Source organism: Enterobacter sp. DVT3837 (genome assembly GCF_056238685.1).
On the sequence record NZ_JBWDLA010000001.1, the window covers coordinates 2,976,320 to 2,991,049 of the forward strand.

Below are 14,730 nucleotides of genomic sequence, written 5' to 3' on the forward strand. Positions count from 1 at the left end.
CCAGAGAACGCGATGGTAGAGGCTTTTGCTCAGATGAACGAGAAGGGGCGTGAGGAATGGCTGAAGTTAACCGGCGATTCAAAGACCACTACGGCGTCCCGGTCCATGTCATCAGATGGGAGCCACAGACTCGACGCGTTATATACCTGCGCGAAGGGTACGATCATGAGTGCTTCAGCCCTCTTGAGCAATTCCAGCGTAAATTTACAGAGTTAAAGGACGACCATGAGCACTAAATTAACCGGTTACGTTTGGGACGCTTGCGCTTCTTCAGGCATGAAGTTGTCCAGCGTTGCCATCATGGCGCGTCTGGCAGACTTCAGCAGTGACGAGGGGGTTAGCTGGCCTTCTATCGCTACTATTGCCCGTCAGATTGGGGCTGGTGAGAGTACTGTTCGCACGGCAATAGGTCAACTTGAGAAAGATGGTTGGCTGACTCGCCAGCAGCGCCGTAAGGGCAACCGTAACGCATCCAACGTTTATCAATTAAATGTTAAAAAGCTCCGTGATTCTGCCTTTTCTCACCTGTCAGAATCTGACGCGTCAAAATCTGATGCATCAAAATCCGACCCGTCAAAATTCGATGCGTCGGAAAGCAGTAATAACGGCAGTTTTCACCCGTCAGAATCTGGTGGGGATCCGTCAGTAAAATCAACTACTGATCCATCAGATAAAAAAACTTCTTGTCAGGTTGCCTCGCAACCAGACGATATCGATCCGGCAATTCGTGTCTTATCCCATTTCAACGAGGTTACTGGATCGTCATACGGGAAGGGCGGGCGCAACAAAACCGTTTTGGGATACATCAGGGGAAGACTTTCCGAAGACTACAGCGCTGAAGACCTGATGCTGGTGGTGGACTATCTCACAGCAAAATGGGCTGACGATCCAAAAATGGATGATTATCTTCGCCCGAGCACTCTCTTTGGTCCAGAAAATTGCGTTGAGTATTTTGATAAGGCTCAGAAATGGCAAAAGCGCGGCAGGCCTGCGTGTGTCAAAGGACGCTGGCAACTGAGCGGTAGCTCTGACCCAAACTTTAAGGCCAACTTCCAGAACGTTGATTACAGCGTTCCAGCCAACTCAGGTTTCCGTGTTTCCGGAGGTACCCTATGAGCTTTCTGAAAACTATCCAGCTGTTCGTGGCCAACAACCCAGGACTGACGAACAGAGAGATCGCCGCCGCACTACCGGAGTACGAATTACACAGCGTTCAGCGTGCGGTATGCCGTCTGGTCATGCTTAACCGCGCTGAGCGCAAAGGTGTGCGTCCTAACTTCCGTTACTACGCAAAGGCACCTGTTGGTCCAATTGGGCCTATTGTCCCGCGCTACCCGGTAGAAAAAGCCGAAGTCATGCCTGAGCCAAAACAGGAAAGTGCACCAAACCCTGCTGTCGTTGTGATGATGGAGAAGGCAAAGGAATTATCTGACAAGGGTTTGTTCCTGCGGGCCGCCACTGTCCTGATGGATGCCTTCAATCGCTCCAAAAGCGAAGAAATGCGGGGGAAAATTCTGGAGGAGCGCCAGCGCTGCCTGAGTATGGTTCAGAGAGCAAAACCATGTGGTGATGGCTGGTGTCTGACTGGCAGAGCGAGGAACGTCTGATGAAATACTCACTGATTTACGCTGACCCAGCATGGCTCTATGACAACAAAGCCAGCAACGGTGCAGCAGAAGACCACTACGACACGATGAAGCTGATCGACATGAAGCGCCTTCCAGTTTGGGACCTTGCTGCCGATGATGCTGTTCTGGCTATGTGGTTCACCGGGACGCACACCCGAGAGGCAATCGAACTGGCTGAAGCATGGGGCTTTAAGGTCCGCACGATGAAGGGCTTCACCTGGGTGAAGTTCAACTCGCTGGCAGAACAGCACATCAACAAAGCACTTCAGTCTGGTGGAGTAGAGGATTTTTACGACTTCCTCGACCTGCTTAACGAGCAGACCCGCATGAACGGCGGCAACTACACCCGAGCCAATACCGAAGACATGCTGATCGCCACCAGGGGGAATGGACTCGAACGCCAGTGCGCCAGCATCAAGCAGGTTATCTACAGTCCACTCGGTGAGCATAGCCAGAAGCCAGCAGAGGCCCGTTTCAGGCTGGAGAAGCTTTACGGTGACGTTTCTCGCATCGAACTATTCAGCCGCTGCGGTGCGCCAGGCTGGGACCACTGGGGTAATCAGGCCGAGTCAGCTGCGGTTGAATTGATTTCCGGTGTTGCTGTTCCGGTGACAAATAACCGGGAGCATGCAGCATGATAAAACTATCAACCGAGCAGGATAACGCGGTTCGTGATGTTGCTCGTCAATGCAGCACCGCGCTTAAGAAAGCCATCACTGATAATCCCTCAGCAGGGTGGAACTCAATAGCAACGCCGATCCTGAAGGAATATCACGAGAAGGTTAAGCCTATGGGGGTAAGCCTAATGATGTTCTACAGCATCATCGGGCGGCTTAACGGTCGCTTTGGCCGCTACAAGGGCCGCATTGGGGAGGACTTATGAACGAGTTATCCGGTGGATACATGGCCAGAGATAACGCGGTGGAATGGCTGAAAAAGCAGGGAGTGACCTTATGAAACTGGTGCTCCCGTTCCCGCCGAGTGTAAACACATACTGGCGAGCCCCGAACAAGGGGCCGTTAAAAGGCCGCCATCTTATCAGCGCCAAAGGCAGGGCATATCAAAGCGCTGCCTGCGTGGCCATTGTTGAGCAGTTGCGCTTCCTTCCGAAACCGTCGACCGTACCGGCAGCCGTCGAAATTATGCTGTACCCACCGGACGAACGCCGCCGTGATATCGACAACTACAACAAGGCTCTTTTTGACGCGCTTACTCACGCTGGCATCTGGGAGGATGACAGTCAGGTGCAGCGAATGCTGGTGGAGTGGGGCCCGAAAGTACCTGGTGGACGAGTAGAGATATCGATCAAGAAACATGAACCTCTGGCGGGTGCAGCCGCCTGATAAGTGGAGAAGAGCATGAATCAGATGAATATCACCGTAATGTGTCCGACTCACCACGCCTCCGCGATGGGGCATCAAATAACGATGTCCAGCCGTGAGATTGCAAAACTGGTCGACTCACGGCACAGCAACGTCTGTGTGGCAATCGAGCGACTCATGCATTCAGGTGTTATTGGGGGGTATGCTGCAATGCAGTACACCCATCCCCAGAACCAGCAGGTTTATCACTACTACGAAGTTAACAAGCGAGACAGCTATGTGATCGTTGCACAGCTGTGCCCGGAGTTTACTGCTCGTCTGGTTGATCGTTGGCAGGAACTGGAGAACGGAGCCGGGATGGTAGTTCCTCAAACACTTCCTGAAGCACTCCGCCTCGCTGCCGACCTTGCCGAACAGAAGCAACGCCTGAGTGAAGAACTGGCAATTGCCGCACCTAAGGCTGAATTTGTTGATCGCTACGTCAAAGCCACTGGCTCAATGACATTCCGGCAGGTAGCCAAGCTCCTGAATGCCAAAGAACCCGAGTTCGCGATGTTCCTCATTGAGAATGGCATCATGTATCGACTAAACCGTGTGCTTACACCAAAGAGTAAACACATCGAAGCAGGGCGCTTTGAAGTGAAGACCGGCACCACCAACCAGACCAACTACGCATTCAATCAGTCTCGCTTCACCGCTAAGGGCGTCCGCTGGATTGGCGGCCTGTGGGCTGAACATATCGCTAAGGGGCAAATCGCGTGAGAGCCATACTGACACCTGAAGTTGCGCCAATGTCCGGGGTGGTGCTGTTCCGCCCTGGTAACGAGTTGCTGTGGCTGTTCCGTCGTGGCCGGGTAGTGATTGAAACCCCATCAGAAGCAATCAAGCATCTTCCATCTGGTCTTATTCCGGAAGCGCACCAGCCACTGACAGATGATGTCAGTATGCAGGAAATTCTCCTGAATGAGAGAGTAATTCAGCGGGCAGGTGGGCTTAGCGGTCTTGATGCTTGGCTGGAGCGTAAATTCGAATGTCAGTGGCCTCACAATGAATGGCATTCAAAGGACTTTACGGTAATGCGTCACGCCCCCGGAAGTATTCGACTCTGCTGGGGCTGTGATAACCAGTTACGTGAACAAAACACTGAAAGACTGGCAGGAATTGCCATGCAGAACCTGGTAAAATGGTTACTCGAAAGGGTGAATATCATGCTTGGCTTTAGCGCAGACCACACCCTGACGCTTCCTGAGTTCTGCTGGTGGATGGTACGCAACGATCTGGCTGACCTTATACCTGAATCAGTGGCCAATCAGGCACTCAGGATTAAGCCAGAATCGCACAGCTCAGTGATGCGGGAAAGCGACATTGTTCCGTCATTACCGGCTACTGAAATCCTCCAGGAGAAAGTTAAGAAGATAGTCTCGGTGAAGGTCGATCCTGAATCACCGGAATCTTTCATGCTGAGGCCAAAGCGCCGCCGCTGGGAGAACGATAAGTACACCCGCTGGGTGAAGTCGCAGCAGTGCAGTTGCTGCAATAACCCGGCAGACGACCCCCACCACCTGATAGGCCACGGGCAGGGTGGAATGGGAACAAAAGCGCACGACCTGTTTGTGATACCGCTGTGCAGAGCGCATCACGATGAGTTGCACGCTGATCCTGTGGCATTTGAAGCGAAGCACGGCGACCAGTTGGTGCTGTTATTTCGGTTTTTAGATCGTGCGCTGGAAATCGGCGTACTGGCGTAAGTGGAGACGCAACATGATCAATCCTTCAAAAGTTGGCAAATCCGGCGAGATGGTTCGCCTTCACACTCTCGAAAGCATCTGGGTACAGGGCAAGCTTCGCATGTGGGGCCGCTGGTCATACATCGGTGGTGGTTCTGGCGGAAATATGTTCAACCAGTTGCTGGCATCCGGGAAAATCACCAAGACCGCAATCAACGATGCGCTGCGCCGCATGAAGAAATCCGGCATCACTAAACCTGAGCTGGAAGCATACCTGCGCGAAATCCTCGACAGCAAAAACAAAAGCGGCCTGGCGTTCTGTTCTGACGAAGAAGGGCTGAAGATTGATGGCGTGATCGCCGCTGTACTCATGAACGAAGAATACCGTGGGTTGTATGGTGTAATAGTTGACCGTCACCGGCTGCGCAAGAGCAAACTGCAGATGGCAAATGAGCTGAATGCAAAACACCCTGACTGGACTCTAATCACTTGCCGCCGCCGCATCGACACATGGGTAAGTTTGGCAGAATCGATCCTGTACGCTCCACTTTGTGATGCGTTTGGCACAAATAGCGACAGATTTAAGTTGCAGGGTGAGCAAGAAAGTGCTTAAATTGTGTTAGGCTCGGGACAGTAAAGCGTACTGAGCAACAAAACATAAACCCGCCACAGTTGCGGGTTTTTTGTTGCTCAATAAATGGATAAATCTTTCAGAAGAGTAATATAATTAATACACATTTCTCTTCTGGAGCAGATATATGTTGATTTTTGAATTAACCAAGCCCGGTAGTGGTCTCCTTTATGATGATATTGAAGTTAGCAGGAAATTCGAAAATCTATTAAACCAGCTTGAGACTGCTTTTTATGATGCCAACGTCGCATTGAATTTATTTAATGCTGAGAGAAACAACACAGCTATGTTCGATGAAAATTCTTTTCATCATCGCCGTGATGATTTCCAACATCGGCAAATATTAGAGGCTCAGGTTCGACAGGAATTGGGTTTGGGGCCATACGAAGGTTATGAGCAAGTTCGAGTCGAGGTTGATACTCGCTTAAAAAGAAATAAGTGGAGTAAAGGAATTATTCCTTTTAGCCATCAACAACGAATAATTTTTTTGCACGCAAAATCTTTCCTTAATGCCTTATATACTATTGATAAGTTTGTGAAGGTCATCTCAGAAGAGGCTGGCGCTCCAGATAACATCAATAAATTACACGCAAAAATTGCAAAAGATTTTCCTCATTTGAGAGCTGTTAGAAACTCAGCACAACATTTAGAGGACAGGGCGCGTGGTCTTGGTGCAGGAAAAGTACCAAAACCTCTAAAGCTTCAACCATTGGATAATGGTTTTGTCGTTGCTCCACAGGGGGCTTTGATGCTTGGTAATTTATTAGGTACAAAATTTGGATACACTATGGCTGATGGTCATTATGGTGAAGTAGACGTTTCCGAAGAATCAATGAGGAATATAACTACTACCATCCAAGAAGTTTTTGATTCCTTCACCTGGCAAGGATTTCAGCAGCATCTACCACGATAATATTTCAACCAAATATACATAGGCTGCCGACGGGTGGCCTTTTTTGTTTCCCCTCATTACTGAGAGGATTCACGGCAATAAGAGGGGGACTAGATGTCCGATCCTGTTTCTGGCACTACGGTTGCGGCTGGTGGGCTGATGGGGGCCAGCATGTTCGGCCTGGCAACTGGCATAGATTACGGTGTGGTGTTTGGCGCATTCGCTGGTGCGGTGTTCTACGTCGCTACGGCGGTTAATATCAGCCGCCTTAAGCTGGTGGGCTACTTCATAACCTCATTCATCTTCGGCGTTATTGGCGCGCCTCTGCTTGGCTCTTACTTCTCCAAATGGACGGGGTATAGCGACAGGCCACTTGATGCGCTGGGCGCGGTAATCGTAGCCGCTATTGCTATTAAGCTGCTGACGTTCGTCAACAGTCAGGATTTGGGTAGCCTGTTTGGAATTCTCTCGCGTTTACGTGGTGGAGGGGCCAGCAATGGTAACAAGTGATCCGAGTGCGATGGCAAACGCAATTATCTCTGCTGTTATCGTTATTGCACTGATGTTCTACCAGCGCGGCGGGGCGAGACATCGCCCTCTGATATCGGTGATGGCTTATTTCACGGTGCTGGTATACGCCAGCGTCCCTTTTCGTTACCTGTTCGGCCTGTACCATGAATCCCATTGGTTCGTGGTGCTGGTCAACGTCCTGATATGCGCCGCCGTTCTCTGGGCTCGGGGAAACGTAGCACGCATCATTGACGCCCTGAGGCATTCGCATGACCAAAGACGAAATTTTTAATGCCATCCTTGGTAAAGAGGGCGGTTACGTTAATCACCCTGACGACAAGGGCGGTCCAACTAACTGGGGGATCACACAAGCGGTCGCTCGCGCCCACGGATTCACCGGGGATATGCGAAACCTGACCCGCCAGCAGGCGCTGGATATCCTGACGGCTGACTACTGGACAGGGCCACGCTTCGACCTTGTTTCTGAGGTATCACCAGCCATCGCTGCCGAACTCTGCGACACAGGCGTAAACATGGGCCCATCGGTGCAGACCAAATGGTTTCAGCGTTGGCTGAACGTGTTCAACATTCAGGGCACGCTCTATCCCGATCTGATTGCAGATGGTTTTATTGGTCCGCGAACCATCAGCGCGTTAAAAAGCTATCTTTCCCGGCGCGGAAAAGAGGGTGAGCTGGTTATGCTTCGGGCCCTGAATTGTAGTCAGGGTCAGCGTTATCTTGAGTTGGCAGAACAGCGCAGCGCGAACGAAACGTTTGTTTATGGCTGGGTAAAGGAGCGGGTGGTTATATGACGCTTGAGATGATTACCGGACTCGTTGTCGCAGTGTTTGCTGCTATTGCCGCCGCGTTTGGCCTAGGTCATTCACGCGGAACCAGCAAAGCGGAAGCTAAAGCTGACCAGCAGCGCACCGAAGATAACGCAGCGGCAACGGTCGCAGCAGCAGATCGCCGGGTAGAGACAACGAAAGAGGCCAGCAATGTACAGCAGACGGTTAACCATATGCCTGGCGACGATGTTGATCGTGAGCTGCGCACAAACTGGACCCGTAAAGGTTGAAGTAGTGGACACGGCTTGCGACTGGGTTAAACCCATCTACGGAACGGATCACGACTGGGATGTTCTGGACCGCCAGACGAAGAAAGACATCCTGGCGCATAACAAAGCGTGGCAGGCGAACTGCCAGAAAGAAATCGTGGCGAAAACTAGAGAGCGAAGCTAAACCGCAGGATGCAGTGTGTTATAAACTATGTCCATCTAATTGAAGGAGATGGATATGGATGCTAACTCAATTTCGTATGAATCGATGATTGCCGCCAAAGAGGCTGCAACGTGGGCTTTTTGGTCAATGATTGGTACTTGGTTTGCAGGAATCGCAACCTTTATGGCTGTATTAGTTTCTCTTTATCTTGCGAATGGCAAAACTCGCCCCCGGTTAAAAGCAGATGTGAATTGGAGTTTTATTAATGGTGGCCTTCATACTGTTTCTGGAGTCGGTATTACAGTAGCAAACGCTTCACAAGCTAAAGTTGTGATAACTGGAATAAGCTGGTTAATTGGGGCAGATAAGAAATTAGCGCAAACATTTGGACATCCTTTATCAGCACAGATGCCAACAAAATTAGAAGAAGGTGAATCTGCTTTTTATTTCATTGAAGTTGGAGAAGATATGGGGTGGCCTAAAGCCATACTGTCGAATATCAAGAACAGCGGCGGAAAGGTTAGCAAGCTAGAACTAAGTGTATCTATGGCCTCTGGCATTAAGAAAAATTTCAAGGTTAAAAGTCTTATCAGTATGTTGAGAGAGCTAGATAAAAAATAGTTTTCTACTCCGCTTTTTTGAAGATTTATAAACATAACCTCGGATTAGCGAGGTTTTTTATTTATAAGCATTGCTTCATTTCATTATTAAATCCCGTTTCTCAATGAATAAAGGTTAAGGAAACTGAAATGCAGGTCACTATTGATGGTGTCCCGTATGTACCCGCCTGCGCAATTTCATCGCGGATCGGCATTGCAATAACGACACACCAGCGCGCTGACGTACTGAAACTAGCGCTCGAACAGCATATGAAGCACCTGCCAGCCGGAGCGCTGGTGGTGGTTGTAGATGATGGTTCGAAACCGGCCGCGGTAGGACCTGACGGCGTGCAGCTGCTTCGCCATGAAACATCACTCGGCATTGTTGCTTCGAAGAACGCCAGCCTGTCAGCCCTAATTGATGCCGGGTGCGAGCATATTTTCCTGTGGGATGATGATGCCTGGCCCATTGCTGATAACTGGCACCAGCCTTACATCGATTCACCAGAGCCGCACCTGGCTTATCAGTTTCTTGATCTGGCTGGCCCGCGAAAAATTAACGATATGACCGTTCTGTACCGGGATGATAAGCATATTGCTTACACTGGGCAGCGCGGCGTGATGTTGTACTACCACCGCAGCGCTATTGAGAAGGTGGGCGGTTTCGATCCGGTGTATGGCAGGGGCATGTATGAGCATCCTGATCTGGCGCTTCGGATTTATAACGCTGGCTTAACGTCCTGGGCGTTTGCTGATGTGGTTGGCTCTGAAAAGCTGATTCACTCAATGGACGAGTACGAAGAGGGCGCGCGCAGCATACCGAGGCCTGAACGTGAAGCGCTCGATAAAAAGAACGCTGTGATTTACGGGCAGCGCCGGGATTCAGGATATACAGGTTATGCCGAATATAGATCTCAGCGCGACGTGGTAATAACAACGTTGCTTACCAGCCAGCCAGACCCGCAGCGCGGTACGAAAATGGCGGCTTCACCTGACATACTGACCAATTGGGCTGCCTCACTTCGGAATTGTGGCCGTATCGCGCTGGTGGATGAACTGCAGACGGCACCGGCAGACGTCGATCTGTATCGCGTTCCTGACGTTAAGATGAATGTCTACTTCCGGCGCTGGCTGCATATCTGGCAGCACCTGCGCGATCACCCTGAATACCGGTTCGTCTGGTGTACCGATGGTACAGATGTCGAAATGCTCCGCGCACCGTGGGAAGAGATGCAGCCAGGTAAGGTTTATGTTGGTTCAGAACCAAAGACCTACGCCGATACCTGGGCAAAGCAGAATCATCCTGAGCGTATCTATCAGGAGTTTATTGAAGAGCATCGCAACGATGTGATGCTTAACGCTGGTCTGCTGGGCGGTACCCGCGCTGATGTCATGGCGTTTGCTCACGGCATCATCCGTCTTTACTACCGGATAGAGAGTTATCGTTTCTGGAAGAAAGAACAGGCTGGAGCTGCGGTGGGCGATATGCTGGCGTTCGGCATTGTCGCGCAATCATTCGCTGACAGACTGGTCACCGGTCCTCTGGTACATACCGTTTTCAAAACTGATGGTATCGGCAAGGAGGTTGCATGGTTTCGCCACAAGTGAAGTTTGTTGTGGTTGGCCACCACTCGCGACACAAACAAGCGTTGCGTCTGGCTGAATCTCTCGGTGCCGTTCTACTAATCGATAGCGGTGACCACGGCGCGAATTGGAATCATCGCCGCGCGCTTGAGTGGGCTGCATGCCAACCATGCAGAGTGGTAGTTCTGGAGGATGATGCACTTCCAGTTTCTGGGTTTACTGAGCTGGCGGTCGACTGGCTGGCCCGCTTTCCTGACGACATGCTGAGTTTTTATCTCGGTACCGGGCGCCCACCGCAGTATCAGATGCAAATCGCCGAACGATTCATAGTGGCTGACAAGATACAGGCCAACCACATTACGCTGCCGCGGCTAATACACGGCGTGTGCTACAGCGTGCCACCGCAGCATATCAATCGTGTACTCCATCAATGGAACAGCAGCAAGCCTGCTGATTATGCGGTAGGTGATGCCTATGGCGGCGCTGTGGTTTATCCGTGTTACTCGCTGGTGGATCATGCTGACGGCGAACCGGTTGAGCGTCACCCTGACTCAGCGCCAAGAACAGAACGCCGCCGGGCGTGGAGGTTAGCCTGATGCCTGCGTTAATACCGAGAGCATGCCGCAAGCGTGGCTGCCCTGGTACAACCACCGACCGCTCAGGCTATTGTCCCAAACACCTTAATGAAGGCTGGCAGCAGCATCAGCGAGGACAGAGCAGGCATCAGCGAGGTTATGGCAGCAAGTGGGACAGGCTGCGCCCAATCGTTCTCGACAGAGACAAACACCTTTGTCAGGAATGCCTGCGAAATGGAAGGTATACACCCGCTGAGACGGTGGACCACATCACCGCCAAAGCAAATGGGGGTACCGATGACCTCTCAAACCTCGAAAGCCTCTGCAAGCCCTGCCACAGGGCGAAAACAGCGGTCGAAAGGCTCAAATGATATCAATTCTCATTTGGGTCGACCGAGGGGGAGGGCGGGTTGAAAGTTCAGGAACGACGCGCCAAAGGACCGCCGCCTAACCTCTTTTCACATCGCCGCAGGTTAGAAAACTTTTTTATGGGATCCCCCATTCGATGATTAATAGGAGTTTTCGATTATGTCTGGACCACCGAAAACCCCGACCCATCTACGTTTGGTGAGGGGTAACCCATCAAAACGCCCGATCAATGAGAACGAACCAAAACCCCCTTCAGGGGTACCCCCAACGCCGAAGCATTTCGACAAGCAGGGGAAATACTGGTTTAAACGGATGGCCGACGAGCTTGATGCTATCGGTGTGATGTCTCAGCTGGACGCCAGAGCCCTTGAGCTGCTGGTTGAGGCCTATACCGAATACCGGCATCACTGCGACACGCTTGAAGTTGAGGGCTACACCTACCGGACCGAAACACAGAGCGGGGATGTGCTGATCAAGGCTCACCCGGCGGCCATCATGAAAGCTGATGCCTGGAAACGTCTGCGCGCCATGCTCGGTGAGTTTGGCATGACGCCAGCCAGCCGTTCTAAGGTGAATGCCAAAGGTCCTGATGCGGTTGATCCGCTGACCGAGTTTATGAAAGCGAGGGATTAATGGCTAAGGTTGCAGAAGGCATCCGCTACGCCGAGAGGGTGGTGGCGGGGGAAATTATTGCCTGTGAGTATTTGCGCCTTGCCTGCCAGCGTTTTCTTGACGATCTGGCACACGGCGAAGAGCGCGGTATTTTCTTCAGTGAGCCGCGCGCACAGCACATTCTGAATTTCTATAATTTTGTGCCTCATGTAAAAGGCGCGCTGGCAGGCCAGCCGATTGAGCTGATGGACTGGCATGTTTTCATCCTGATTAATATTTTTGGTTTTGTTATCCCGCTGGTTAACGAAGAGACGGGGGAAACCGTCCTGCGTAACGACGGCAGCGGTCGGCCGGTGATGGTTCGGCGTTTCCGTACAGCAGATGTTGAGGTGGCCCGTAAAAATGCCAAATCAACACTTTGCTCCGGCGTGGGGCTTTATATGGCTGGCGCAGACGGCGAGGGCGGGGCGGAGGTTTATTCCGCTGCAACCACCCGTGACCAGGCGCGAATTGTTTTTGAAGACGCGAAAAATATGGTCAAGAAGGCGAAAGCTACTCTTGGGCGGATCTTCGAATTCAACAAGCTTGCTATCTACCAGGAGCAAACGGCCTCCAAATTCGAGCCTTTATCATCAGATGCGAACAACCTCGACGGCTTGAACATCCACTGTGCTATCGTCGACGAGCTGCATGCTCATAAAACCCGTGACGTCTGGGACGTTCTGGAGACGGCCACAGGCGCGCGCCTGCAATCGCTACTTTTCGGTATCACCACCGCCGGCTTCAACAAAGAAGGTATCTGTTACGAACTACGCGATTACGCAATCAAGGTCCTTCGCGGCCTGGTTAAAGACGATACGTTTTTTGCCATCATCTACACCTTAGATGAAGGTGACGATCCCTTTGATGAAAAAGTCTGGCAGAAGGCGAATCCGGGGCTGGGTACCTGTAAGCGCTGGGATGACCTACGCCGCCTGGCTAAAAAAGCGAAAGAGCAGGTTTCGGCCAGGATTAACTTTTTCACCAAACACATGAATATCTGGGTTACCGCTGAGTCTGCCTGGATGGACATGATGAAATGGGAAAAATGCGAGTTTATCGCCCCGCAGCACGAACTTAAAACCTATCCCTCCTGGGTGGGCGTTGACCTTTCAAACAAAATTGATATCTGTGCAGCCGCTAAAGTCTGGCGCGCGCCAGGTGGCCACGTTCATGCGGATTTTAAATTCTGGCTGCCGGAAGGACGCCTTGAGAAATGTTCACGCCAGATGGCAGAGCTCTATCGTAAGTGGGCCGAGATGGACAAGCTGATCCTTACAGACGGGGATGTAATCGACCATGCTCAGATTAAGGAAGAGCTGCAGGTGTGGGTTGCTGGCGAGAGTCTGAAAGAAATTGGCTTCGACCCGTGGAGTGCGACGCAGTTCAGCCTTGCGCTGGCAGAAGAAGGGCTGCCGCTGGTGGAAGTGCCGCAGACGGTTCGCAATTTCTCTGAGGCGATGAAAGAGGTCGAAGCACTGGTATACGGTGGCCGCTTCCATCACAGCAATCACCCGGTAATGAACTGGATGATGTCCAACGTAACCGTCAAACCTGACCGGAACGAGAACATTTTCCCGAACAAGTCCACACCAGAGGCCAAGATTGATGGCCCGGCGGCATTGTTCACAGCAATGAGCCGAGTTCTGGTTAACGGTGGCAACGACCAGCAGGATCTCTCCGGATTCTTCAATAATCCCATCATGGTAGGTTTCTGATGAAAAAAAACAAACAGCCAGGCAGGGTGAAAAGCGCTCTGCTTAACTGGCTTGGTGTGCCTATCAGCCTGACTACCGGCACGTTCTGGGAGGAATGGTTTGGTACCAGCAGCAGCGGAAAGGTGGTAACGGCCGATAAAGCCATCCAGCTATCGGCTGTTTGGGCATGCGTAAGACTGTTAAGCGAGTCTATTTCAACCCTTCCGCTGAAAATATACGTTCGACAGCCTGACGGTTCGCGTAAAGCGGCAACCGATCATCCGGCCTATTCGATACTGTGCCGCCGACCCAATTCAGAAATGACACCATCACGCTTTATGTTGATGGTGGTCGCCAGTATTTGCCTGCGCGGTAACGCCTTCATTGAGAAGAAGTTCATAGCAAACCGCCTGGTTTCGCTGGTGCCTTTGCTACCACAGAACATGGTGGTTAAACGTCTCACTACAGGGGCGCTGGAATACAAATACACTGAAAACGGAAACGAGCGCGTAATTCCGGTAAAAAACATCATGCACATTCGCGGGTTCGGCCTGGATGGTGTTTGCGGCATGATGCCTATGAAGACTGGCCGGGATGTGATCGGTTCTGCAATGGCGGTAGAAGAGTCTGCGGCAAAAATATTCGAGCAAGGGTTACAGAGTTCTGGATTCCTGACAGCGGAGCAAGCATTAAATGATGAGCAGAGGGAAAGGCTCCGGAAATACATGGCAAAGTTCACAGGCTCAAAGAATGCCGGAAAAATAATGGTGCTGGAGGGAGGGCTCAAATACCAGGGCGTTACCATGAATCCTGAAGACGCCCAGATGCTGGAAAGCCGCTCATTCAGTATTGAGGAAATCTGCCGCTGGTTTCGCGTACCTCCTTTCATGGTTGGTCACACCACAAAACAAAGCAGCTGGGCATCTAGCCTGGAAGGTATGAACCTGCAGTTTCTGACTCATACACTTCGACCGCTACTGGTGAACATTGAGCAGGAAATTGGCCGGTGCCTACTCGACAGCGATGACGAAGTGTTTGCAGAATTCTCTGTTGAAGGTCTACTGCGAGCCGATAGTGCCGGTCGCGCGGCATATTATACAAGCGCGCTTCAAAATGGCTGGATGTCCCGTAATGATGTTCGTCGTCTTGAGAACATGCCACCGATTGAAGGGGGTGACATTTACACCGTTCAACTCAACCTGACGCAACTGAAAAATCTCGAAAGCAGCAACCCTGCTGTTCAGGCACTGGCCCTGCGAGAGCTGCATAACCACGTATTCCCCGATATTTCCTTTGAACAATCTCCGCTGAAACAGGCCGCTTAG

General features: G+C 51.4%; 22 protein-coding genes. All 22 read left to right on the plus strand.

Translation table 11 applies throughout. From position 1 onward, the window contains the following. The first annotated feature begins 56 nt into the window (after positions 1 to 56). The 22 genes from AC0XWG_RS14720 to AC0XWG_RS14825 all read left to right on the plus strand — a co-directional run bounded on the left by AC0XWG_RS14720 (position 57) and on the right by AC0XWG_RS14825 (position 14,730). Positions 57 to 236: a DUF4222 domain-containing protein gene (locus AC0XWG_RS14720; protein WP_083264141.1), complete on the plus strand. Its 180-nt coding sequence runs from the start codon at positions 57 to 59 to the stop codon at positions 234 to 236. Further along, complete coding sequence (locus AC0XWG_RS14725) at positions 226 to 1,116, plus strand: conserved phage C-terminal domain-containing protein (RefSeq protein ID WP_128348815.1); 891 nt, start codon at positions 226 to 228, stop codon at positions 1,114 to 1,116. Before AC0XWG_RS14720 ends, AC0XWG_RS14725 begins: the two co-directional genes overlap by 11 nt. Beyond that, the gene (locus AC0XWG_RS14730; protein ID WP_475680739.1) at positions 1,113 to 1,607 is read left to right on the plus strand and encodes a hypothetical protein; all 495 of its coding nucleotides are present in this window, start codon (positions 1,113 to 1,115) and stop codon (positions 1,605 to 1,607) included. The genes AC0XWG_RS14725 and AC0XWG_RS14730 overlap by 4 nt, the downstream gene beginning before the upstream one ends. Then, a complete protein-coding gene (locus AC0XWG_RS14735) occupies positions 1,607 to 2,266 on the plus strand; it encodes an MT-A70 family methyltransferase (protein ID WP_475680740.1) in 660 nt (219 codons plus the stop codon). Before AC0XWG_RS14730 ends, AC0XWG_RS14735 begins: the two co-directional genes overlap by 1 nt. Further along, positions 2,263 to 2,511: a hypothetical protein gene (locus AC0XWG_RS14740; protein ID WP_475680741.1), complete on the plus strand. Its 249-nt coding sequence runs from the start codon at positions 2,263 to 2,265 to the stop codon at positions 2,509 to 2,511. The genes AC0XWG_RS14735 and AC0XWG_RS14740 overlap by 4 nt, the downstream gene beginning before the upstream one ends. 70 nt (positions 2,512 to 2,581) lie before the next feature. Continuing rightward, positions 2,582 to 2,971 carry a RusA family crossover junction endodeoxyribonuclease gene (locus tag AC0XWG_RS14745; RefSeq protein WP_088208214.1) on the plus strand — a complete coding sequence of 130 codons (390 nt, stop codon included), beginning with the start codon at positions 2,582 to 2,584 and terminating at the stop codon, positions 2,969 to 2,971. 24 nt (positions 2,972 to 2,995) lie between these two features. Then, entirely contained in the window at positions 2,996 to 3,712 is a 717-nt protein-coding gene (locus tag AC0XWG_RS14750) for a phage antirepressor KilAC domain-containing protein (RefSeq protein ID WP_475680781.1), read from the plus strand. Then, positions 3,709 to 4,698 carry a DUF968 domain-containing protein gene (locus AC0XWG_RS14755; protein ID WP_475680742.1) on the plus strand — a complete coding sequence of 330 codons (990 nt, stop codon included), beginning with the start codon at positions 3,709 to 3,711 and terminating at the stop codon, positions 4,696 to 4,698. Before AC0XWG_RS14750 ends, AC0XWG_RS14755 begins: the two co-directional genes overlap by 4 nt. A 13-nt stretch (positions 4,699 to 4,711) precedes the next feature. Beyond that, positions 4,712 to 5,290 (plus strand): DUF1133 family protein, encoded by a 579-nt coding sequence (locus AC0XWG_RS14760; protein WP_475680743.1) that lies wholly within the window; start codon positions 4,712 to 4,714, stop codon positions 5,288 to 5,290. A gap of 145 nt (positions 5,291 to 5,435) precedes the next feature. Next, positions 5,436 to 6,221, plus strand: a complete 786-nt coding sequence (locus AC0XWG_RS14765; RefSeq protein WP_475680744.1) for a hypothetical protein — start codon at positions 5,436 to 5,438, stop codon at positions 6,219 to 6,221. A gap of 93 nt (positions 6,222 to 6,314) precedes the next feature. Then, positions 6,315 to 6,710 carry a phage holin family protein gene (locus tag AC0XWG_RS14770; protein ID WP_022648767.1) on the plus strand — a complete coding sequence of 132 codons (396 nt, stop codon included), beginning with the start codon at positions 6,315 to 6,317 and terminating at the stop codon, positions 6,708 to 6,710. After that, the gene (locus AC0XWG_RS14775) at positions 6,697 to 7,002 is read left to right on the plus strand and encodes a phage holin family protein (protein ID WP_475680745.1); all 306 of its coding nucleotides are present in this window, start codon (positions 6,697 to 6,699) and stop codon (positions 7,000 to 7,002) included. Before AC0XWG_RS14770 ends, AC0XWG_RS14775 begins: the two co-directional genes overlap by 14 nt. Beyond that, positions 6,980 to 7,522, plus strand: coding sequence for a glycoside hydrolase family 108 protein (locus AC0XWG_RS14780; RefSeq protein ID WP_023315880.1), 543 nt, complete (start codon positions 6,980 to 6,982; stop codon positions 7,520 to 7,522). Before AC0XWG_RS14775 ends, AC0XWG_RS14780 begins: the two co-directional genes overlap by 23 nt. After that, a complete protein-coding gene (locus AC0XWG_RS14785) occupies positions 7,519 to 7,788 on the plus strand; it encodes a hypothetical protein (protein ID WP_320738129.1) in 270 nt (89 codons plus the stop codon). Before AC0XWG_RS14780 ends, AC0XWG_RS14785 begins: the two co-directional genes overlap by 4 nt. Positions 7,789 to 7,792: 4 nt before the next feature. Continuing rightward, complete coding sequence (locus tag AC0XWG_RS14790; RefSeq protein ID WP_475680746.1) at positions 7,793 to 7,951, plus strand: hypothetical protein; 159 nt, start codon at positions 7,793 to 7,795, stop codon at positions 7,949 to 7,951. 54 nt (positions 7,952 to 8,005) lie between these two features. Next, on the plus strand, positions 8,006 to 8,551 hold the full coding sequence (locus AC0XWG_RS14795) for a hypothetical protein (RefSeq protein ID WP_475680747.1): 546 nt from the start codon (positions 8,006 to 8,008) through the stop codon (positions 8,549 to 8,551). Between the two features lie 128 nt (positions 8,552 to 8,679). After that, a complete protein-coding gene (locus tag AC0XWG_RS14800) occupies positions 8,680 to 10,137 on the plus strand; it encodes a glycosyltransferase family 2 protein (RefSeq protein ID WP_475680748.1) in 1,458 nt (485 codons plus the stop codon). Beyond that, entirely contained in the window at positions 10,119 to 10,709 is a 591-nt protein-coding gene (locus AC0XWG_RS14805) for a Rho GTPase-activating protein (protein ID WP_071283832.1), read from the plus strand. Before AC0XWG_RS14800 ends, AC0XWG_RS14805 begins: the two co-directional genes overlap by 19 nt. Then, on the plus strand, positions 10,709 to 11,059 hold the full coding sequence (locus tag AC0XWG_RS14810; protein WP_032619870.1) for an HNH endonuclease: 351 nt from the start codon (positions 10,709 to 10,711) through the stop codon (positions 11,057 to 11,059). Before AC0XWG_RS14805 ends, AC0XWG_RS14810 begins: the two co-directional genes overlap by 1 nt. A gap of 157 nt (positions 11,060 to 11,216) precedes the next feature. Then, positions 11,217 to 11,690 carry a phage terminase small subunit P27 family gene (locus AC0XWG_RS14815; protein WP_053528461.1) on the plus strand — a complete coding sequence of 158 codons (474 nt, stop codon included), beginning with the start codon at positions 11,217 to 11,219 and terminating at the stop codon, positions 11,688 to 11,690. Next, a complete protein-coding gene (locus AC0XWG_RS14820; protein WP_410376937.1) occupies positions 11,690 to 13,426 on the plus strand; it encodes a terminase large subunit in 1,737 nt (578 codons plus the stop codon). Before AC0XWG_RS14815 ends, AC0XWG_RS14820 begins: the two co-directional genes overlap by 1 nt. Next, complete coding sequence (locus AC0XWG_RS14825) at positions 13,426 to 14,730, plus strand: phage portal protein (RefSeq protein WP_475680749.1); 1,305 nt, start codon at positions 13,426 to 13,428, stop codon at positions 14,728 to 14,730. Before AC0XWG_RS14820 ends, AC0XWG_RS14825 begins: the two co-directional genes overlap by 1 nt.